The organism is Nocardia sp. NPDC059177 (genome assembly GCF_042755165.1).
Taxonomy (GTDB): Bacteria; Actinomycetota; Actinomycetes; order Mycobacteriales; family Mycobacteriaceae; genus Nocardia.
This window is the reverse complement of record NZ_JBHZBX010000001.1, coordinates 598,750-617,780: the sequence shown is the minus strand read 5'-3', so window position 1 is coordinate 617,780 and position 19,031 is coordinate 598,750. Positions and strand designations below refer to the sequence as shown.

14 protein-coding genes are annotated in these 19,031 nt (G+C 70.3%); 7 read left to right on the top strand and 7 right to left on the bottom strand.

The features are described 5' to 3' along the window. Window positions 1–38: 38 nt before the first annotated feature. A complete protein-coding gene (locus ACFXK0_RS02805) occupies window positions 39–716 on the bottom strand; it encodes a hypothetical protein (RefSeq protein WP_379407959.1) in 678 nt (225 codons plus the stop codon). A 256-nt stretch (window positions 717–972) separates the two neighbouring features. Here ACFXK0_RS02805 and ACFXK0_RS02800 point away from each other — a divergent pair, with 256 nt between their 5' ends. Continuing rightward, window positions 973–1,251 carry a hypothetical protein gene (locus tag ACFXK0_RS02800; protein WP_379407957.1) on the top strand — a complete coding sequence of 93 codons (279 nt, stop codon included), beginning with the start codon at window positions 973–975 and terminating at the stop codon, window positions 1,249–1,251. A 164-nt stretch (window positions 1,252–1,415) separates the two neighbouring features. Here the strand turns inward: ACFXK0_RS02800 and ACFXK0_RS02795 are convergent, their stop codons facing one another. The 3 genes from ACFXK0_RS02795 to ACFXK0_RS02785 form a co-directional block, all read right to left on the bottom strand. Next, a complete protein-coding gene (locus ACFXK0_RS02795) occupies window positions 1,416–2,744 on the bottom strand; it encodes a protein kinase (RefSeq protein WP_379407956.1) in 1,329 nt (442 codons plus the stop codon). Window positions 2,745–2,749: 5 nt separating this feature from the next. After that, window positions 2,750–4,591 carry a protein kinase gene (locus ACFXK0_RS02790; protein WP_379407955.1) on the bottom strand — a complete coding sequence of 614 codons (1,842 nt, stop codon included), beginning with the start codon at window positions 4,589–4,591 and terminating at the stop codon, window positions 2,750–2,752. Window positions 4,592–4,727: 136 nt separating this feature from the next. Next, entirely contained in the window at window positions 4,728–5,864 is a 1,137-nt protein-coding gene (locus tag ACFXK0_RS02785) for a serine/threonine-protein kinase (RefSeq protein WP_379407954.1), read from the bottom strand. 119 nt (window positions 5,865–5,983) lie between these two features. Between ACFXK0_RS02785 and ACFXK0_RS02780 the strand changes: the two genes are divergently transcribed. The 6 genes from ACFXK0_RS02780 to ACFXK0_RS02755 all read left to right on the top strand — a co-directional run bounded on the left by ACFXK0_RS02780 (window position 5,984) and on the right by ACFXK0_RS02755 (window position 12,516). Then, window positions 5,984–6,751, top strand: coding sequence for a deoxyribonuclease IV (locus ACFXK0_RS02780; RefSeq protein WP_379407953.1), 768 nt, complete (start codon window positions 5,984–5,986; stop codon window positions 6,749–6,751). Window positions 6,752–6,836: 85 nt separating this feature from the next. Then, the gene (locus tag ACFXK0_RS02775) at window positions 6,837–8,048 is read left to right on the top strand and encodes a CaiB/BaiF CoA transferase family protein (protein WP_379407952.1); all 1,212 of its coding nucleotides are present in this window, start codon (window positions 6,837–6,839) and stop codon (window positions 8,046–8,048) included. After that, complete coding sequence (locus tag ACFXK0_RS02770) at window positions 8,045–8,215, top strand: hypothetical protein (protein ID WP_336085865.1); 171 nt, start codon at window positions 8,045–8,047, stop codon at window positions 8,213–8,215. Before ACFXK0_RS02775 ends, ACFXK0_RS02770 begins: the two co-directional genes overlap by 4 nt. Further along, window positions 8,212–9,126 (top strand): hydroxymethylglutaryl-CoA lyase, encoded by a 915-nt coding sequence (locus tag ACFXK0_RS02765; RefSeq protein WP_379407950.1) that lies wholly within the window; start codon window positions 8,212–8,214, stop codon window positions 9,124–9,126. Before ACFXK0_RS02770 ends, ACFXK0_RS02765 begins: the two co-directional genes overlap by 4 nt. Before the next feature lie 55 nt (window positions 9,127–9,181). Beyond that, the gene (locus ACFXK0_RS02760; RefSeq protein WP_379407949.1) at window positions 9,182–9,958 is read left to right on the top strand and encodes an ABC transporter ATP-binding protein; all 777 of its coding nucleotides are present in this window, start codon (window positions 9,182–9,184) and stop codon (window positions 9,956–9,958) included. Between the two features lie 38 nt (window positions 9,959–9,996). Continuing rightward, complete coding sequence (locus ACFXK0_RS02755; RefSeq protein ID WP_379408073.1) at window positions 9,997–12,516, top strand: ABC transporter permease; 2,520 nt, start codon at window positions 9,997–9,999, stop codon at window positions 12,514–12,516. A 162-nt stretch (window positions 12,517–12,678) separates the two neighbouring features. On the opposite strand, the gene ACFXK0_RS02750 is transcribed toward ACFXK0_RS02755, so the two are convergent. From ACFXK0_RS02750 to ACFXK0_RS02740, 3 genes are all read right to left on the bottom strand, one after another. Continuing rightward, the gene (locus tag ACFXK0_RS02750) at window positions 12,679–15,075 is read right to left on the bottom strand and encodes an ADP-ribosylglycohydrolase family protein (protein WP_379407948.1); all 2,397 of its coding nucleotides are present in this window, start codon (window positions 15,073–15,075) and stop codon (window positions 12,679–12,681) included. A 55-nt stretch (window positions 15,076–15,130) separates the two neighbouring features. Then, on the bottom strand, window positions 15,131–16,294 hold the full coding sequence (locus ACFXK0_RS02745) for a VWA domain-containing protein (protein WP_379407947.1): 1,164 nt from the start codon (window positions 16,292–16,294) through the stop codon (window positions 15,131–15,133). Between the two features lie 193 nt (window positions 16,295–16,487). Continuing rightward, window positions 16,488–19,028, bottom strand: coding sequence for a DUF5682 family protein (locus ACFXK0_RS02740; RefSeq protein ID WP_379407945.1), 2,541 nt, complete (start codon window positions 19,026–19,028; stop codon window positions 16,488–16,490). Window positions 19,029–19,031: the final 3 nt, after the last annotated feature.

Genomic DNA, 19,031 nt, shown 5'->3' with positions numbered 1-19,031 from the left:
CGAGGATGGTGCGTGCCCGGGTGCGCACCATCGTGGCGTCAGCGTTCGGTGTCGCGGCGTGGGGTGGCCGGGTCGGTGGTCGCCGCTTGGGGGAGGGTCGCCTCGGTGTCGGTGAGTTCGCCGGTCGCCGCGGGCGTGGGTGTCGCGCCGGTGTCGGCGGAATCGGTCGGCGTCGGCGTCCCGTTGTCGTAGGCGCGCGTGGTCGGGATGGTGATTTCGGTGTCCCCGTCCGGGATGGTGAACCGGGGCGTGGTGGTGCGGGGCGTTGTGGTGCGGGGCGGGATCGTCCGGGTGGGGCTGGGCCGGGTGGTGATGCGGGGCCGGGTGGTGGTCACCGGCTGGTCGTCGACGGTCGTCTCGGGTGGCTGCGATTCGGTGGTCGCCTCGGACGGGCGCGATTCCTCGCTGGGGGCGCCCTCAGTGGGCGGCTCGGACGGGGTGGTCTCGGTGGAGCTGAGACTGAACGGTTTCCGCGGTGACATGTGCGGGGCGATGCGCCAGCTCGGCGAGGGCGGGATCGATACCCGCGAGCTCGTCGTCGAGGTGACCTCGTCGGCGATCGGGGCGGGCGCCACGGCCAGATCTGCTTCGATCGGTGGCGGCGGCACATAGACATCCTGCTGCCCGACACCGCACGCACCGATGATGATCAGTCCGAGCGACACCGCGCCAACAGCGATTGCCGGACCTACGACCTTGGCCCTGCTGTCATCCATCGCCTACTACTCCTCGTCGGCTTCGAGTCGCCTCACAGTAGTGCAGGTCGACGAAAACAGCGCATTTTAAATGGTCATGGTCCACATATCGGATTGGTCTCTTCGGCGTGTCGCGGGGACGTGTCGCGCGCATTCGTCGTCTCCGGGTCGTAGCGTGTGTGAGCAAAGTTACGCATGAGACGCCCGGAACGAAACCCCTGACGCGCGAGGTCTGCGCGACGCAAGAATCTGATCGGCGTCATCGAGGGAGAATCTGATGGGAGCATATTCCACGTCCCGGCTGGAAACCGCAACGGCGAACGCCGATTCGGCCGCCGTCACGCCCGCGCTGTCGCCCCCGCCGGGTAATCGCAGTCTCGCGGTCGTCGCCCGGGTCATGGGCTGGCTGTTCTTCGTCGGCGGACTCGTCGGCGCCGGGCTCGGCCTGGCCGGACTACACGTGGAGATCACCGTCGCCGGCCTGATCCTGGCCTGCACCGCCGGCCTGATCCTGCTCAAGCTGCGCACCGACCGGGACGCCCGCGAAACAACCTGAGCCCCAGCCGAACCCGGCCATCACTCGTCCCGCCCACTGCCCGGCCCTCTCCGACCTCGCTCGCGCGGGGCTGGACAAGAGGGCTGCGTGCCGTCAGCCGAGCGCGGTGGCCTCGTCGGCGACGACGCCTCGGCTGTACCTGAACATGGTGGTGCGGGCGTCGATCACCTTTCGGTCCGCGGTGGTGCGGTGGCCGCCGGGAGCTGGGTGGCCGAGGTGGCGATCTCGCTCGACGGCAGCCCCGAGGACGTGGTGTCCGCCGGGGTCTCGAAGGCTTTGACCATCAGCGCGACCAGCGCCACGATCAGCAGGATCATGGCGATCCAGCCGCCCGGCGTCGCGCTCCAGCGCGACTTCCGTTTCTTCCCGAGATAGGCGTCGGCGACAGCGGACCGGCGCGGTCCGGTCTCGGGACGCGCGGCATCCTGCGGCCGTTCGCCCGTCCGGAGCGCCGCGTTCGCCCCGGCCGGGCCGGGCGTCGGGCCGGGCCACGACGGCCCGGATACCCCAGCGGCGGGCCAGGATCCACCACTCGCGCCGGGCCAGCCCTGCCCCGGCGTCGGCGGCCGGCCGCCGTTCGGAGCGCCCGCCATCGGGTACCCGGGCGCCGGGGTGAAGGGGGAGTTCGATGGATAGGTGCGGGTCGGCGCGGCTGCGGCGGTGTGGCCGCCGGTCAGCGCCTGGGCCGCGGCGGCGGCGAATTCGGCGCACGAGGCGAATCGCTCGTCGGCCCGCTTGGCCATGGCACGCGCGATGACGGCGTCCAGCCCGGGCGGCAGGTCACCGCGCAGGGCGCGGGCGCTGGGCGGCGGCTGCTGCAGGTGCCCGGAGATGACCGCCACCGGGTTCGTCGCCTCGAACGGGGTGGTGCCGGTGAGCAGCCGGAACAGCGTGCACGCCAGCGAATACTGGTCGGCGCGACCGTCCAGCGCGATCCCGGACAGCTGCTCGGGCGAGGCGAAAGCCAGCGTGGCGGTGAAGGTTCCGGTCTGGGTCAGCTTGGCGGCATTGTCGTCGTGCAGCCGGGCGATGCCGAAATCGGTGAGATACACCCGTTCGCCACCGTGTGCCTGCTCGAGCAGGATGTTGGCCGGTTTCACATCGCGGTGCAGCACCCCGCGGCTGTGCGCGAAGTCCAGCGCCGCCGCGGTTTCGGCGACGATGCGCACCGCCCGCGCCGGATCGACCGGGGCGGCCAGCGAGGCCGCGTCGGAGCCGTCGATGTAGCGCATCGAGATCCACAGCTGCTCGTCCTCGACGCCGCGGTCGTACACCGTGACGATGTTCGGGTGCTCGAGCTGGGCGACCAGATCGGCCTCGCGCTCGAACCGGGCCCGGATCTCGTTGTCGAAGAACAGTTCCCGGTTCAGCAACTTCATCGCGGTGCGCCGGGGCAGGCGCGGGTGCCGCGCCAGATACACCGAACCCATGCCGCCGCGGCCCAGCAGCCGCTCGATGGTGTAGCCGGCGAAGACGCCGGTCTCCTCGTGCATCGAGGTCAGTTCAGCGGTGCCGAGCGCCACCAGCTCAGCACGTCGGCGGCGTCACCGTAGCCGTCGGTGAACATCAGGAACTGGGCGCGATCGGGATCGCCGGTGAACTGGGTGATGATCTTGTTCCCGTTGTCGGTGTACTTGTAGTTGGTGTACTGCTGGCCGCCGTTGGTGTCGACGGACTTGGTGTTGCTGGGCAGGCCGTTGATCACCGCCTGCACATCGGCGGCGGAGTTGTAGACGTAGAACCGGTAGAACGGATCGTCGCTGTCGTCGCCGCCGTAGCAGCGCCACTGCCACACCCACGCACCGAACTCGGGGTCGCCGTCGTTGGCCGTCGGGGTGTAGCCGGTATCGGTCTCCCAGCAGGTGGCCTGGTTGTAGCCGGTCTCGCCGTTGACATCGGCGGGCACCATCCGGCCGAACTCGGCGCTGATCGCGTCGGCGTTCGGGGTGACCTGCTTACCGGCGACCACGCTGGTCGTCGTCGTGGTGGTGGTCGTCGTCCCACCGGACTTGTCGTCGCTGACGGCGATGCCGATGGCGATCAGCAGCACGATCACCAGCAGGACCGCCACCACGATGCCGATGATCAGCCCGTTGTTCGACGACTTGCCCGGCGGGCGCGCACCCTGCGGATACTGGGCGAAATTGTTCGCCGGCGGTCGCGGCGGGGCGGGCGGCGCGTACTGCGGCCGCGACTGCTGGGTATAGGGGGTCGGGGCGCCGCCGGTGGTCTGCGGCGTCGGCATCTGGTTGGCTGTCATCGGACCGGCGGTCATCGGACCACCCGTCAACGGGCCCTGCGGGCCGACGGTGCCCGTCGCGCCGCCGGTCATCGGCGAGGCGATCGGGTACGGCGAACCGGTCTGCGGGATGGCGCCGCCGGTGGTCGGGCGCGGAGCTCCGGTCTGCGGGATGGGCCCGCCGGTGGTCGGGCGCGGACCGCCGGTCAGCGGGATGGCGCCGCCGGTGGTGGGCCGTTGGCCGACGATCGGCAGCGCGGGCGCGCTCGGATTGTTCAGCGCGGCGAGCGCGGCGGTGGCGAAGTCCGAGCAGGAGTCGAAGCGGTCGTCGGGGCGCTTGGCCATCGCCTTGGCCAGCACCGCGTCGAGGGTGTACGGCAGACCGGGGCGCACGCTGCTCAGCGGCGGCGGCGGTTGCTGCAGATGACCCTGGATCACCGCGGCCGGATTGGTCGCCGCGAACGGGCCGGAACCGGTGAACAACCAGAACAGCGTGCACGCCAGCGAATACTGATCGGAGCGGTGATCCAGCGCGGCGCCGGTGAGCTGCTCGGGCGAGGCATAGGCCAGGGTGGCGGTGAAGGTGCCGGTCTGGGTGAGATGTCCGGTGTCGTCACGCAATCGGGCGATACCGAAGTCGGTGAGGTACACCCGCTCGCCCCGGCCCGCGCCCGAACGGGCGAGCAGGATGTTGGCCGGTTTCACGTCGCGGTGCAGCACGCCCATGCCGTGCGCGTAGTCCAGCGCGTCGGCGGTCTCCTTCACGATCTGCAGCGCGCGGGCGGGCGGCAGCGTCTGCGGATCCACCGAGGCGGCGTCGACGCCGTCGATGAACTGCATGGAGATCCACAGCTGTTCGTCGTCGAGACCGCGGTCGTAGACGGTGACGATGTTCGGATGATCCAGGCGCGAGACCAGATCCGCCTCCCGTTCGAATCGCGCCCGCACCTCGGAATCGAAGAACATCTCGCGATTGAGCAGCTTGAGCGCCGTCATGCGCGGTAGCCGCGGGTGTTTGGCCAGATAGACCGAACCCATGCCACCGCGGCCGAGTTGGCGTTCGATGACGTAGCCGGCGAAGACATCTCCGTTGGCCAGCATGTCTGCTCCACTTCCCGCCGTGCGCCGGGACCCACCAGCGCACGCGCGTACAGCAAGAAAGCCGCGGCCGGGTGGCCCGCCACGGGAAAAACAACGAAACCTTAGCAGCCGGTCACGACGCCGACGGGTGCCTCGATCATTGCGGACGGCGGTGCTGGGGCGGCACGATATAGCCCGGATGGTTACGCCCACCGGGGAAATCGATGGTGGCCGGACGCGGTGTGACCCGGCGCGCTGGTGTCGACGGCGGTCGCGGCGCGTGCGGATACGGCTGCGCCGGTGTGCTCGACGGCGCGTGCGGATGCTGGGTGGGCTGCTGGGGATAAGGCTGCGGCGGCGTGTTCGGCCGTGGGTAGCCGGGTGTCTGGGTGTGCTGTTCGCGGGCGCGCAACACCACCCCGGTCGCGGTGTGCTGGACCCGGTGCTGCCACGGACCCGGCGCCGCGAACAGCGCCGCCCTGGCGGCCTGCGCGAACTCCGCGCAGCTGCCGAACCGGAGGTCGGGCCGCTTGGCGGTGGCCCTGGCCAGCACGGCGTCCAGCGTCGGCGGCAGATCGGGGCGCAGGCTGCGCAGCGGCGGGACCGGCTGGTTCAGGTGCGCCTGGATGACGGTGGCCGGATTCGGGCCGGGGAAGGGCACCGAACCGGTCAGCATCCAGAACAGCGTGCAGGCCAGCGAGTACTGATCGGCGCTGTGATCCAGCGGCGCCCCGGCCAGCTGCTCGGGCGCGGCGTAGGCCAGCGTCGCGGTGATCGTGCCCGCCGAGGACAGCGTGGTCTCGCTGTCGCGCACAGCCGCGATCCCGAAATCGGTGAGCACCACCCGTTCCGGGCGGCCGATCGGCGGCTTGGCCAGCAGGATGTTGGCCGGTTTCACATCGCGGTGCAGCACACCGCCCGCGTGCGCGAAATCCAGCGCGGTCGCGGTCTCGATGACGATCTGCACGGCCCGGTCCGGGGTCAGCACGTTCACATCGGCGGTCGCGACATCGGTGCCCGCCACGAACTGCATGGAGATCCACAGCTGATCGTCGTCGGTGCCGCGGTCGTAGACATTGACGATATTCGGATGTTCGAGCCGGGCGACCAGATCGGCCTCACGCTCGAAGCGCTGGCGGATCTCGGCGTCGGCCGACAGCTCACGGCTGAGCAGCTTGAGAGCCGTCAGCCGGGGCAGCCGGGGATGACGCGCCAGATACACCACGCCCATCCCGCCCTGACCCAGCACACGCCGGATCGTGTACCCGGCGAACACGTCGCCTTTGCGCAACACGCGAAGTCACCCCCTCCAGGGCAGAGCACCCGTCCGAATTCTACCGATGTATCTCCCCGGGCCCCGCGAGTGCAACATGCCACCGAATCCTGTCGGTGCCGGGGTCTAGGGTCTTGCCTATGCGCATTGGAGCACACGTTCGTGATGAGGGCGATCCGATCGGCTTCGGCGAGAAGCTCGGCGCCGAGGTCATCCAGCTGTTCGTGGTCGACCCGCAGAGCTGGGACAAACCCCAGCCGCACCCCAGGGCCGCCGAGATCCTGGCCAGTCCGATCGATGTCGTCGTGCACTCGTCCTATCAGATCAATGTCGCCAGCCTGAACAACCGGCTGCGCATGCCATCACGCAACGCGGTGGCCCAGCAGGCGAAGGCCGCCGCCGAGCTCGGCGCGTTCGGCCTGGTCGTGCACGGCGGACACGTGCGTTCCGACGCCGAACTCGACACCGGAATCGACAACTGGCGCAAGCTCTTCGAACGCCAGCAGGACAAGGGCGGATTCGCCGTCCCGATCCTGATCGAGAACACCGCGGGCGGCAATCACGCGATGGCCCGCCACTTCGACTCCATCGCCCGGCTCTGGGACGCCGTCGGCGACTACGGCGCGGGCTTCTGCCTCGACACCTGCCACGCCTGGGCGGGCGGGGAGGAACTGGTCGGCGTCGTCGAACGGATCAAAGCCATCACCGGCCGCATCGACCTGGTGCACCTGAACTCCTCGCGCGACGAGTTCGACTCCGGCGCCGACCGGCACGCCAACTTCGCCGACGGCACCATCGACCCGCAGTTGCTGGCCGAGGTCTGCCGCACCGCGGGCGCCCCGGTCATCCTGGAGACCCCGGTCGACGGTGTCGCCGACGACCTCGCCTACCTGCGAGAAGTAGTGTGATCCCTCCTCAGTCGGGATGTGCGGGGCTGGGAGTGTTGGTAGGTGGCGCGTACTCCCCGTTGGTACCAGCCGCCATACTCTCTGCATGAGTATTCGGCCGCTGGATGGTGTTCGCGTCCTGGAACTCGGTAACTATGTTGCCGCGCCCACCGCTGGGCGGATTCTCGGCGACTTCGGTGCCGAGGTGATCAAGGTGGAGCGGCCGGGGACGGGCGACGAGTTACGGAATTGGCGGTTGTACGGGGGCGATACCTCCATGCTGTACCGGACCGTCAACCGCAACAAGAAGTCGATCGTGCTGGATCTGCGGACCGAGGCGGGGCGGGCGGTGGTGCTCGAGCTGCTGAAGCAGTGCGATGTGCTGCTGGAGAACTTCCGGCCGGGAATGCTGGAGAAGTGGGGGCTCGGGCCGGAGGTGCTCGAGGCGGCCAATCCGGAACTGGTGATCACCCGGATCTCGGCGTACGGGCAGACCGGGCCGATGGCCGCGCGGCCGGGGTTCGCCGCGGTCGCCGAAGCGTTGGGTGGGCTGCGCGAGCTCGTCGGTGACCCGGACCGTCCGCCGGTGCGGGTGGGGGTGTCGATCGGTGACTCGATCGCGGGCATCTACGCCGCGTTCGGCACGGTGATGGCCTTGTTCCAGCGGGAACGGGTCAGCGGGCCGGTGCCGCAGGCCGAGCGGATCATCGATGTGGCGCTCAACGAGTCGATCCTGTCGGTGATGGAGTCGCTGGTCCCGGACCATCTCGCCTACGGCATCAACCGCGAGCGGGTCGGCGGGCGGATGGAGGGCATCGCCCCGAGCAACGCCTACCCGACCAGCGACGGCTACAGCATCATCATCGGCGGCAACGGCGACGCCATCTTCCAGCGATACATGCAGGTCATCGGCCGTGCCGACCTTGCTGTCGACCCGGAACTGGCCGACAACGCGGGGCGCTGGCGGAATCGGGAACGGCTGGACGCCTCGATCGCGGAGTGGACGATCCAGCGCACCCGCGACGAGGCGCTGAAGCTGCTCGACGCCGCGGCCATCCCCTGCGGCCCCATCTACACCGCCGCCGACATCGTGGCCGACGAGCAATATCGGGCACGCAATATGATCCAGACGTTCCCCGTCGACGTGGGCGAGCCCGAACCCAAGCAGGTGGGTTTCCCCGGCATCGTCCCGGTCATCGGGGGCGAGTCGTTGCCGATCCGGAATGTCGGCCCCGACCTCGGCGAGCACACCAGAGACGTGCTCGGCGGGTTGCTCGGAATGACCGAGGACCAGATCGACGCGCTGGAGGCATCGTGACGAGGCGAGTACACGGCAGGCGCCGCCCGCCGGTGCGCAGCAAATGGGAACCGCGCGGCCCCGGCCACGTGCGCCCGACCGTGCACCCCACCCCGGCCAGTGTCGGTGACAAGCCCTGCGGCGGCGTGATGTGTGTGCCGCATCAGGAGCCGGAGCAGCGCCGATGACAGCGCCGCTGCTGCGCGATGTCACCCTGCGCGACGGGTTGCAGCTCACCGGCAAGGTGCTGCCCACCGAACAGAAGGTCGACGTGGTCCGGCGGCTGCTGGCCGCGGGGGTGCCCGCGCTGGAGATCGGGTCGATGGCCCGCCCCGACCTGGTCCCGCCGATGGCCAACTCGCTCGACCTGATCGCCGCGCTCACCCCCGACGAGCTGGCGAAATGCTGGGTCTGGGTGGCCACGCCGCGCCATATCGAGAAGGCCGCGGCGGCGGGCGCGCGCAATTTCCAGTACTGCTTCTCGGTTTCCGACGCACACAACAAGGCCAATATCGGCCGTGACACCGAGGCCTCGGTCGCCGCGATGCCCGACGCGATCCGGCTCGCCGAGCAGGCGGGCGGGCAGCTCCAGCTGTGCCTGGCCACCACCTTCACCTGCCCGTTCGACGGACCGGTCGACCCCGAGCGCGTGTTGGGGATCGCCCGTGACCCGCGCACCGAGGGCGCCGTCGACATCGTCCTGGCCGACACCCTCGGCCAGGCCCATCCCGGCCAGGTCGGCGCGCTGGTCGCCGCTGTGCGCGCGAGCACGCCGCCGCGGCGCATCGTCTTCCACGGTCACGACACCTGGGGCATGGGCGTGGCCAACACCCTCGCCGCCGTCGCCGCGGGCGCGGGCATGGTCGACGGCGCGCTCGGCGGTCTCGGCGGCTGCCCCTTCGCGCCCGGCGCCAGCGGCAACACCGCCTCCGAGGACATTCTCTTCGCCACCCGCCCCGGCTGGTTCACCCCCGCGACCCTGGCGAGCCTGGTCGGCCTCACCGAGGAACTGCTCGCCGACCTGGGCGAACCGAACCGCTCGCGCACCGCCGAGGGCGCGCGTTCGAAGGCCGAGGCGTTCGACTGGGTCATCCGGTAGGTCTCGGGGGAAATCCGGATGGCGCAGCGCACCGCGGCCCGCCAGACTGGACACCATGACTTCGCACCCCATGGGGACCGAGGCCGTCGATCCGGCGGCCGTCACCGAGACCGCGGCCGCAGCGCTTGATCTGGTGAAGCTCTACGGCACGGGAGATACACAGGTCAGGGCTTTGGATGGGGTGTCAGCGGATTTCGTCAAGGGCGAGTTCACCGCGATCATGGGCCCCTCGGGTTCGGGCAAGTCGACGCTCATGCACTGCCTGGCCGGCCTCGACAGCGCCAGCTCCGGGCAGGTCAGCATCGGTGACACCGCCCTGACCGGGCTCTCCGACAAGCAGATGACCGCGCTGCGCCGCGACCGCATCGGCTTCGTGTTCCAGGCGTTCAACCTGGTCCCGACGCTGACCGCGCTGGAGAACATCACCCTGCCGCTGGATATCGCCGGCCGCAAACCCGACCAGGACTGGCTCGACACCGTGGTCAAGCGGCTCGGCCTCGGTGACCGTCTCGACCACCGGCCCTCCGAACTGTCCGGCGGCCAGCAGCAGCGGGTGGCGTGTGCCCGCGCACTGGTCGGCAAGCCGGAGATCATCTTCGGCGACGAGCCGACCGGCAACCTGGACTCGCATTCCTCCGGCGAGGTGCTCTCGATCCTGCGTGCCTCGGTCGACGAGTTCGGGCAGACGGTCGTCATCGTCACCCACGATCCGCGCGCGGCCTCCTACGCCGACCGGGTGGTGTTCCTCGCCGACGGCCGCATCGTCGACGAGTTGCGCGATCCGACGCAGGACTCGGTGCTGGACCGGATGAAGGCGCTGGAGAACAAGTGAGCACTCCGACTCAGGTGCGCACCGCTGGCGGAAACCCGATGCGCAAGGTCGCGCTGCGCAATCTCGCCGCGCACAAGGTGCGGCTGGCGCTGACCGTGCTCTCGGTGGTCCTCGGTACCGCCTTCATCTCCGGGTCGTTCGTTTTCACCGACACCCTGCAACGCACCTTCGACAGCATCTTCGAGGGCCAGGCTCAAGGCGTCGACGTGCGCGTCGGGCCGAAGGCGCAGCAGTCGCTCGGCCTGCCGACCAATATCGTCGACGCGCTGGCCAAGACCGAGGGTGTCGACCGGGTGGCCCCGGCCGTGAACGGCCCGATCGTACTGCTCGATCCCGCAGGCAAGAAGGCTGTACAGACCGGTGGCGCACCGAGTTTCGGCCTGTCCTACCTGCCGCCGGAGAAGTCGGTCGGCGAACCCCAGAAGTTCGTCGCGGGCGGCCCGCCGACGCGCGACGGTGAGATCGCGCTCAACACCACCGGCGCGGAGAAGGCCGGACTCGGCGTCGGCGACAAGACCAAGGTGCTGATCCCGTCCAAGGGCGACCCGATCGAGGTCACCGTGACCGGCATCTACGAAATGCCCGGCACCGAGGGCGGCGGCGTGGTCGCGGCCATGTTCACCGAACCGCAGGGCCGCAAGCTGTTCACCGACGGCACACACGTGGCCTACGCCGATATCGCGGCCGCGCCGGGCACCTCGCCCGACGACCTGCGCGATCGCCTCGCCGCCGGGCTGCCCGACTACAAGGTGCAGAACGCCGACGAGGTCCGCGAGGACATGAAGAAACAGATCTCCGAGGCGCTCACCTTCATCAACTACTTCCTGCTCGCCTTCGGCGCCATCGCGCTGATCGTCGGCACATTCATCATCTACAACACCTTCTCGATGATCGTGGCCCAGCGCCTGCGGGAACTGGCGCTGCTGCGCGCGATCGGCGCGAGCCGCAAGCAGGTCGGGCGCTCGGTGGTCGGCGAGGCCGTGGTGATCGGCGTGATCGGCAGCATGATCGGGCTGGCCGCCGGCATCGGGCTGGCCTTCGGGCTCTCCGCACTGCTCAACGCCTTCGACCTCGGCTTGCCCACCGGCTCGCTGACGGTGCTGCCGCGCACCGCGATCGTCGCGCTGCTCGTCGGCCTGATCGTCACCGTGGCCAGCGCCTATGCACCGGCCCGGCGGGCGGCGAAGGTGCCGCCGGTGGAGGCCATGCGCTCGGAGTTCGCCAGCACCGGTGACTCGCTGCATCTGCGCACCGCCGTCGGCGCGGTGCTGGCGGTCATCGGTGGCGTGCTCGTCTACGTCGGGGCGCAGGGCACCGGCAAGGGCGCGGCGGTGACCGTCGGACTGGGCGCGCTCGGGTTGATCCTGGCCGTGCTGCTCGCCGCGCCCGCGCTGTCGCGGCCGATGGTGATCGTGCTCGGCGTGCTCACCCGCCCGTTCGGCCCGATCGGGCAGATGGCGCGCAACAACGCGGTCCGCAATCCGCGCCGCACCGCCGCCACCGCCTTCGCCCTCACGCTCGGCCTGATGCTGGTCTCGGCGATCGGCATTCTCGGCGCCTCGGCCAAGACCAGCGTCAGTGTGCTCATCGACAAGGGCGTGAAGGCCGAATACGTGCTGGCCGGACCGCAGATGATCGGTGCGCCGATCGGCGCGGTGGACGCGGTGCGAACCCAGGTGCCCGGCATCAGCGATGTCACCGGCATCCGGGTGGTCGCGTTCAAGGTCGACGGCGAGCAGGTCGGCGCCACCTCACCGGACGGCCCGCTCGACCCGGTCATGGACATCGACATGCTCAGCGGCAGTTCGACGGTGCCCGAGCGCGGTCTGCTGGTCGACGAGACCGCGGCCGAGGAGCGCGGCTGGCAACAGGGCGACAACGTCGAGATCACCAGCCTCGACGGCAAGAAGCTCGAGCTGACCGTCAGCGGCGTCTACGCGAACAATCCGCTGCTGGGGCCGATGGTGGTGGATCCCGGCGTCTACGAGCAGCTGATGCCGCAGAGCCTGCGCACCAATATCTTCGTGCTGGTCAAGGCCGAGCCGGGGGCCGATCTCACCGCGATGCGGACGAATCTGGAGAAGGCCACCGAGCCGTTCGTGGTGGTGCAGGTCCAGGACCGCGAGGAGTTCAAGGGCGCCCAGGGCAAGCAGATCAACACCCTGCTCGCCATCCTCTACGGCCTGCTCGCGCTCGCCGTGGTGATCGCGGTGCTCGGCATCATCAACACGCTGGCGCTGTCGGTGGTGGAGCGGCGTCGCGAGATCGGCATGCTCCGCGCGGTCGGCACCCAGCGCGCGCAGGTGCGTCGCACGATCTACCTGGAATCCATGCTGATCGCCATCTTCGGCGCCATCGTCGGCCTGGTCCTCGGCATCGCGTTGGGTGTCGGATTCCTGCGCACCCTGCGCGATATGGGCATCGACCAGATCACCATCCCGTGGACCCAGCTGGTGTCGGTACTGATCGCCTCGGCGGTGGTGGGTGTGCTGGCGGCGGTCTGGCCGGGAATCCGGGCCGCGCGCACGCCACCGCTGGCGGCCATCGCGGATCTGTAGGAGCATCCGGCGTCATCGTGCAATTCGTCGTGTCACAGTCAGAAAAACGACTGGCGCGGGCCGGATTGCACGATGACGCCGGATACCGCTTCGGGTGTCAGCTGGGAGTACCTGGCGCGCGAATGCTGCGAGTTCTCGATGGGCGACTGCCGGACCGGTAGGTCAGGCCGGGTAGCGCTCGATCCAGGACCTGGGTGGCTGGCCGTGATCGTCTTTCGGTGGCTCGAGGCCGAATTCGGTGCAGTAGTCGGCGGCCAGACGGATCAGGACCGGGCGGGCGTCGACGGTTTCCGACCAGCGGCGCGGCAGGGCGAGACTGCCGTAGCGGGCGCCGAGCAGGCTGCCCGCCAGGGAGCCGGTGGCATCGCTGTCGCCGGAGTGGTTGACCGACAACAGGAGTCCGGTGCGCACGATCCGATGGGCGGAGCCGCCGAGGGCTTCGGCCGCGAGCATCGCGAACACCGCCATCGCGAGTGCCTCCGGACCGATCCAGCCCTGGCCGAGGGTTTCCAGGTCCTCCGGCGTCGGCCGCCGGCCGGCGCGGGCGACCCGCGCGGCCAGCGCGCTCGCTGCCTCGAGCGCCGCCGAGGTCTCCGCGTGGTCGGGATAGCTCGCGAGTTCGGTTCGCGCCCGATCCAGCGCCGTGCGGGTGTCCGCACCCCGGGACAGGTGGTAGACGAGCGCGGCCAGCGTGCCGGCGGGCAACCACCCGCTGGGATGACCGTGGGTGAGTGCGGCGGTGTCACAACCCAATTCGAAGATCGCACTCTGTGCCGCGCCCGACCGGTCGGCCGCGTACCCGAACCCGCACGGCGCAGCCCGCATCACCGCGCCACTGCCCTTGGAACTGTTGATCGGCTGGTCGCGGGTACCGAGCGGATCGGTCGGCGCCCGCCGTGCGGCGGCCTGACGCAGCGCGGTGTACACCGAATTCGCCAGGCCACGCTGCTCGACCAGTTCGGCATGCTGACTGAGCGTGCTGAACAACGCGGCAGGCTGCTCGGGCACCTCGCCGATCTGCCCGCGCCACCACACCAGCATCCCCTGCTGCAACAACCCCAATGTCGCCCCACCGACACCATTGGCCCTGGCCCGCACCGACCCCCGGATCAGCGCTTCCACCGTGAACGCCGTCAGCTGCGTCTCCTCCGAGATCCGCAGCGTCTCCATATTGCGCAGCCCGTCCGGCCCGAACTCCCGCCGGATCTGCTGCAGCGACTTGATCTCCACCGGCGCCCCGAGCGCATCCCCGATCGCCCCACCGAGCAGGCAGCCTTCCACGGCGAACATCCAGGGCCCCGCGCCTTCGATGGCACCGTCGCGGGAAGGCTCGCGCCGGCGGACGGGCTCACCGAAGGTGCCGGAGCGGGTGGAGATCGGTGGCGGAGCGTTGTCGTGGCCGTGCCGAGGGTCGGGCTCGCCCGGGGTGCTGGGTTGTGCGGCGGTGATCGGTGATGGGGCGTTGTCTCCGTGCCGATGGTCGGGCTCGCCCGGGGTTCTGGGATGTGCGGTCGAGACCGGCTGGGGGGCGTGGTTGTGGTCGTTGTTGTGACGGCCGGGCTCACCGGTGGTGCTGGGTCGCGCGGTGGAGATCGGCTGTGCAGCGCGGTCGGGACCGGGGGTGGTGGGGTCGAGGCGGCGGGCGGTGTTGGTGGCGGCCGGGATGGTGGCTGGGGCGGGGCCGGGCGGGGTTGTCGGGAGGGGGCCGGTGGTGGGGGTGCGGCGCAGGGCGGTGGTGAGGGCGGTGGCGAAGTCGGTGCAGGTGGGGAAGCGGTGGGCGGGGTTCTTGGCCATCGCCTTGGCGAGGACGGTGTCGACGGCCGGGGGGAGGGTGGCGCGGCGGGTGCTGGCCGAGGGCGGCGGGGCGTTGAGGTGGCCGAGCATGACCGTGGCGGGGTTGGCGGCGTCGAACGGGCCGGTGCCGGTGAGCAGGCGGAAGACGGTGCAGGCCAGCGAGTACTGGTCGCCACGACCGTCGAGCGGCGCGCTGCTGAGCTGTTCGGGGGAGGCGTAGGCGATGGTGGCGGTGAACTGGCCGGTGCGGGTCAGGCCGCCGGTCTCGTCGAGGAGTTTGGCGATGCCGAAATCGGTGAGCAGCACCCGTTCGTCGAAACCCGCGCCCACGCCTGCCGTGCGCGAGAGCAGGATGTTGGCCGGCTTCACGTCCCGGTGCAGCACGCCCTGACGGTGCGCGTAGTCCAGCGCGCTCGCGGTCTGGGTGAGGATCTGCGCGATCCGCTCGACGCCGAGCTGCTGGACCGGCACCGCCGCCGCGTCGACACCGTCGACGAACTGCATCGCGATCCACAACCGGTCCTCATCGATCCCGCGGTCGTAGACGGTGATGATGTTCGGATGATCGAGCTGGGCGACCAGATCGGCTTCGCGCTCGAACCTGGTCCGGACCTCGAAGTCGGTGAACAGGTCACGGTGCATGAGCTTGAGCGCGGTCAGCCGCGGCAGCCGCCGGTCCCGGGCCGCGTACACCGCGCCCATCCCGCCGCGCCCCAGCTCCCGCTCGATGACGAACCCGGCGAAGACCTCCCCGTGCCGCAACATCGCCTCACCCCGTTCACCGAACTTCTCGCGGTGCAGCCTAGCGAAAATCGCTGGGTTACACGGCCGGGGCGTTGGTGTCGGCCCACCGGGTGAGATCGCCGCGGTCGAGCGCGACGGCCAGCAGATCCGGGAATTTGTCCGGTGTACAGGCGAAGGCCGGGATGCCGAGTGCGGCCAGCGCGGCCGCGTTCTCGTGATCGTAGGCCGGTGCTCCCTCGTCGGACAGCGCCAGCAACACCACCACCTGCACGCCCGCCTCCTTCATCGCGTTCATCCGGCGCAGCATCTCCTCGCGGACCCCGCCCTCGTACAGGTCGGAGATGAGCACGAACAGGCTGTCGGTGGGCCGGGTGATCAGCGACTGCGAGTAGGCGATGGCGCGATTGATGTCGGTGCCGCCGCCGAGCTGGGTACCGAACAGCACCTCCACCGGATCGCTGAGCTGCTCGGTGAGATCGACGATCTCGGTGTCGAACACGACCAGCGAGGTCTTCAGCGAGCGCATCGAGGCCAGCACCGCGCCGAACACCGACGCGTAGACCACGCTGGCCGCCATCGACCCCGATTGGTCGATGGCCAGCACCACATCGCGCTGGATCGCCTGCGCTTTGCGTCCGTAGCCGACGAGCCGCTCGGGCACCACGGTCCGCTGTTCGGGCAGATAATTGGCGAGGTTCTTGCGGATGGTGCGGTCGAAGTCGATGTCGCGCAGCTTCGGCCGATGGGTGCGCGCGGCGCGGTTGATCGCGCCGGACACCGCCGCGACGGTCTTGGCCGCGATGCGCTGCTCGATCTCGCGCACCACCTTCTCGACCACCATGCGCGCGGTGGCCTTGGTGGTCTCGGGCATCACCCGGTTGAGCCCCAGCAGCGTGCCGACCAGGTGCACATCGGGTTCCACCGATTCCAGCAGTTCGGGTTCGAGCAGCAGCTGGGTGAGGTTCAGCCGCTGCACGGCATCGCGCTGCATCACCTCGACCACGGTCGCCGGGAAATAGGTGCGGATATCCCCCAGCCAGCGCGCCACCCGCGGCGCCGAACCACCCAGCCCACCGGACCGTTTCGGCGACCCACCGGCCTCCCCGGTGTTGTACAGCGCGGCCAGCGCCTGATCCATCTCCTGGTCGGCCCCGGCGGACAGCTCGCCGAGATGTTCCTGCGCGGCGGTCCCGAGCACGAGCCGCCAACGGCGCGACTGGGTTTCGTCGGAATCGGTCATGCGGTGCTCCTGGTCGTCGAGCGGGGAGAACGGAGTGGGTGCGATCCGGCGCGCACCACAGCAGTGCGACCGGCCGGCGTCAGGCCGGCGGGTTCGTGATGGTGGCTGGTTCGGCTGATGGCTGTGATGGTGGGGCACATCGTCGTCGAGATGTGCGCGGATCGCCGGCCGCACGGTGCCGCTGCCGGGGCGTTCATCCGGCGGCGCCGAGGACGGTGGTGGCGGCGCGCAGGGCCAGTCGGCCGCGGGCCGGGTCGATGGGGGTGGCGCCGGCGGGGGTGGGCGGGGTGGAGCCGGTGTCGCGCAGGGCTTGGCCGATGGCGCGGCGCTCGCCGGATTCGAAGGAGCCGAAGGTGCGGCGCAGCAGGGGGAGGGTGGCGACGAACTGGTCTTCGGCGAGGTCACGGAGCCATTCGTCGATGCGCCGCAACAGTTCCCGGTCGTGCACCAGCAGTAATCCGCGTCCGCCGAGGAAGCCGTCGATCCAGGCGGCCTTGGCGGCGGGAGTGTTGCCGATCGACAGCGCGGCGGCCAGGCGGCGGGCCGAGTCGGCGTCGTCGATGCGTTCGGCGTCGCACAGCAGCCGGACCGCGCGGCCGGCGATGGCGCCGTGCACGTCGTCGCGGTCGGCGATGCGCTGCAAGGTGGCCAGCCATTCGGTGCTGGCGTGGTCGTCGTCGCGGGTGCTGATCGCGGTGTGCGCGGCGTCGATCTGGGCGCGCAGCGCTTCGGCGGCATCGGTGTCGAGTCCGGTGACCGCGCCGGGCAGGCCGGCGCAGATGCGGACCAGCAGGCCGTCGGCCACGTGCGCCAGTGCCTTGGTGTCGGTGCCGCGGACATCGCCGTAGCGCAATGTCCTGGTCAGGCCGGGCAGCGCGGTGAGCAGATGGGTGACGTCGTGGTCGAGGGCGGCGGCCGCCTCGAGCCGGGCGATCAGGCCGTCGGTGGCGCCGCCCAGCTCGGCCAGCAACGCCAGCTCGAGCGCGTCGGCGAGCGCGGCGACGGTGACGTCCTCGCGGCTCGCCGTGTCGAGGATCTTGGCCTCGGCCGCGGTGCGCAGCGTCGTTCCCCAGACCGCGGCCTCGACGATGCGGACCTCGAACTCCGGTTCCCAGCGCAGCGCCCACGTCTCCCGGAAGGTTCCGGTGTTGCGGGCTTCGCCGACTGTCGGTGTGCCCCAGTCGATTCCGAGTAGCCGGAGCCGGTGCAGCAGATGCGAGCGTTCGACATCGCGCTCCTTGCGCAGGTCGAGATCGACGGTGCGGGCGAGGGCTTCCTGCTTGAGCCGCAGGGTTTTGATCCTGGCCCGTAGATCGGCGGCCAGCGGCACGGTCGGGGTGTCCTCGGGTACCCCGCCGAGCGTCTCGCCGACGACGAGCTCGTCGATCACCAACCGCAGCACGGTCTCGTCGCCCCCGCACATCACCGACCGCACCGCCTCGGTGACCTCGGACAAGCCGGCCAGCGGCCTGCCGCGCAGTGCCGCGAGGGTGTCGGCGAGGCGCACCGCTTCGATGATGTGTGCGCTCGACACCGGCAGATCGTGCGCCCGCAGCACGCCCGCGACCTTGGTCAGCCACCGCGCCACCGGCCGCTCGGTCTCGGTGAACAGATGGTGATACCAGCCCGGCGAAGTGACCCCGGCGCCGTACCCCGACCCGGCCGCGAGCCGCGAATGCGTCCACGGCACCCAGGTCAGCGCCGCTTTCGTCTTCGGCAGCCCCTTGAGCAGCCGCGTGTCCGGCGCCGCGGGCCCCAACGGCCCGGCCAGCGCGGGCGCATGCCACGCCCCACACACCACCGCCAGCCGCCGCGCCCCACCCTTGAGCACCTGCCGCATCGTCTGCCGCATGTGCGCTTCCCGTCGCAAGGTGTGCTGATCGACCACCAGCGGAGCGAATCCGGCTGTCGCCGAACCGCTCCCGTCCCCATCGCCACCGACCGCGAACGGAACATCTACCATCACAGCCTGTTCGGATGCCTCGCCGTCACCGGGAGCCGGCCCGGGTGCGCCGAGGTGGTCCTCGCGCAGGGCGGACATCGCCTCGGTGATGGCGTCGAAAGCGGTGCTGTCGGGGACGGATTCGACGACCGCATCCCACCAGCGTTCGGCGTCGTCGTAGCCCGCGGCGGCGGCCAAGGTGCCGAGAGGGTCCGTGCGGTCGCCGCGGTCGGCCTCGTCGGCGGCGAGGACCTGGCTCGCCGGCAGGTCGCAGAAGCGGACGGGGACGGCGTGGTCGACCCCGTAGCGCATGGCCTGCCATTCGGGGGAGAACACCGCGAACGGCCAGAAGGCCGCGCGGGCAGGCGAATCCGGGACATAGGCGAGCAGGGCGACCGGCGGGGTCATCGTGTCGGCGGCGACGAACCCGACGAGCGGGTCGGCGTCGGCCGGACCCTCGATGAGGATGGCGTCGGGCCGGAACTCCTCGAGCGCCAACCGCAACGACCGTGCCGAGCCAGGACCGTGGTGCCGGATGCCGAACACCCGCGTCAGTGGTTCGCCCGCGGTGTCCGGTTCGCTGGGCGTGCGGCGATCGGCGCGCGGGTGCTTCGACCCGGTCCCGGACGGCGTTGCGACGACGCTGCCGGACGGCGTTGCGACGCTGCCGGACGGTGTGGCAGTGACGCTGCCGGACGTGGTGGATGCCTGCTCGCGTGCGGCGTCGTTGGGCTCGGTGGCCGATCGGTGCGCGTCCGGTGCGCCGGCCTCGCCCGCTGTGTGTTCACTCATCGA

What these genes read in the sequence shown, in the direction of transcription:
- ACFXK0_RS02805 (WP_379407959.1), bottom strand. Translation starts at nt 716, where the DNA reads ATGGATGACAGCAGGGCCAAGGTCGTAGGTCCGGCAATCGCTGTTGGC.
- ACFXK0_RS02800 (WP_379407957.1), top strand. Translation starts at nt 973, where the DNA reads ATGGGAGCATATTCCACGTCCCGGCTGGAAACCGCAACGGCGAACGCC.
- ACFXK0_RS02795 (WP_379407956.1), bottom strand. Translation starts at nt 2,744, where the DNA reads ATGCACGAGGAGACCGGCGTCTTCGCCGGCTACACCATCGAGCGGCTG.
- ACFXK0_RS02790 (WP_379407955.1), bottom strand. Translation starts at nt 4,591, where the DNA reads ATGCTGGCCAACGGAGATGTCTTCGCCGGCTACGTCATCGAACGCCAA.
- ACFXK0_RS02780 (WP_379407953.1), top strand. Translation starts at nt 5,984, where the DNA reads ATGCGCATTGGAGCACACGTTCGTGATGAGGGCGATCCGATCGGCTTC.
- ACFXK0_RS02775 (WP_379407952.1), top strand. Translation starts at nt 6,837, where the DNA reads ATGAGTATTCGGCCGCTGGATGGTGTTCGCGTCCTGGAACTCGGTAAC.
- ACFXK0_RS02765 (WP_379407950.1), top strand. Translation starts at nt 8,212, where the DNA reads ATGACAGCGCCGCTGCTGCGCGATGTCACCCTGCGCGACGGGTTGCAG.
- ACFXK0_RS02760 (WP_379407949.1), top strand. Translation starts at nt 9,182, where the DNA reads ATGACTTCGCACCCCATGGGGACCGAGGCCGTCGATCCGGCGGCCGTC.
- ACFXK0_RS02755 (WP_379408073.1), top strand. Translation starts at nt 9,997, where the DNA reads ATGCGCAAGGTCGCGCTGCGCAATCTCGCCGCGCACAAGGTGCGGCTG.
- ACFXK0_RS02750 (WP_379407948.1), bottom strand. Translation starts at nt 15,075, where the DNA reads ATGTTGCGGCACGGGGAGGTCTTCGCCGGGTTCGTCATCGAGCGGGAG.
- ACFXK0_RS02745 (WP_379407947.1), bottom strand. Translation starts at nt 16,294, where the DNA reads ATGACCGATTCCGACGAAACCCAGTCGCGCCGTTGGCGGCTCGTGCTC.
- ACFXK0_RS02740 (WP_379407945.1), bottom strand. Translation starts at nt 19,028, where the DNA reads ATGAGTGAACACACAGCGGGCGAGGCCGGCGCACCGGACGCGCACCGA.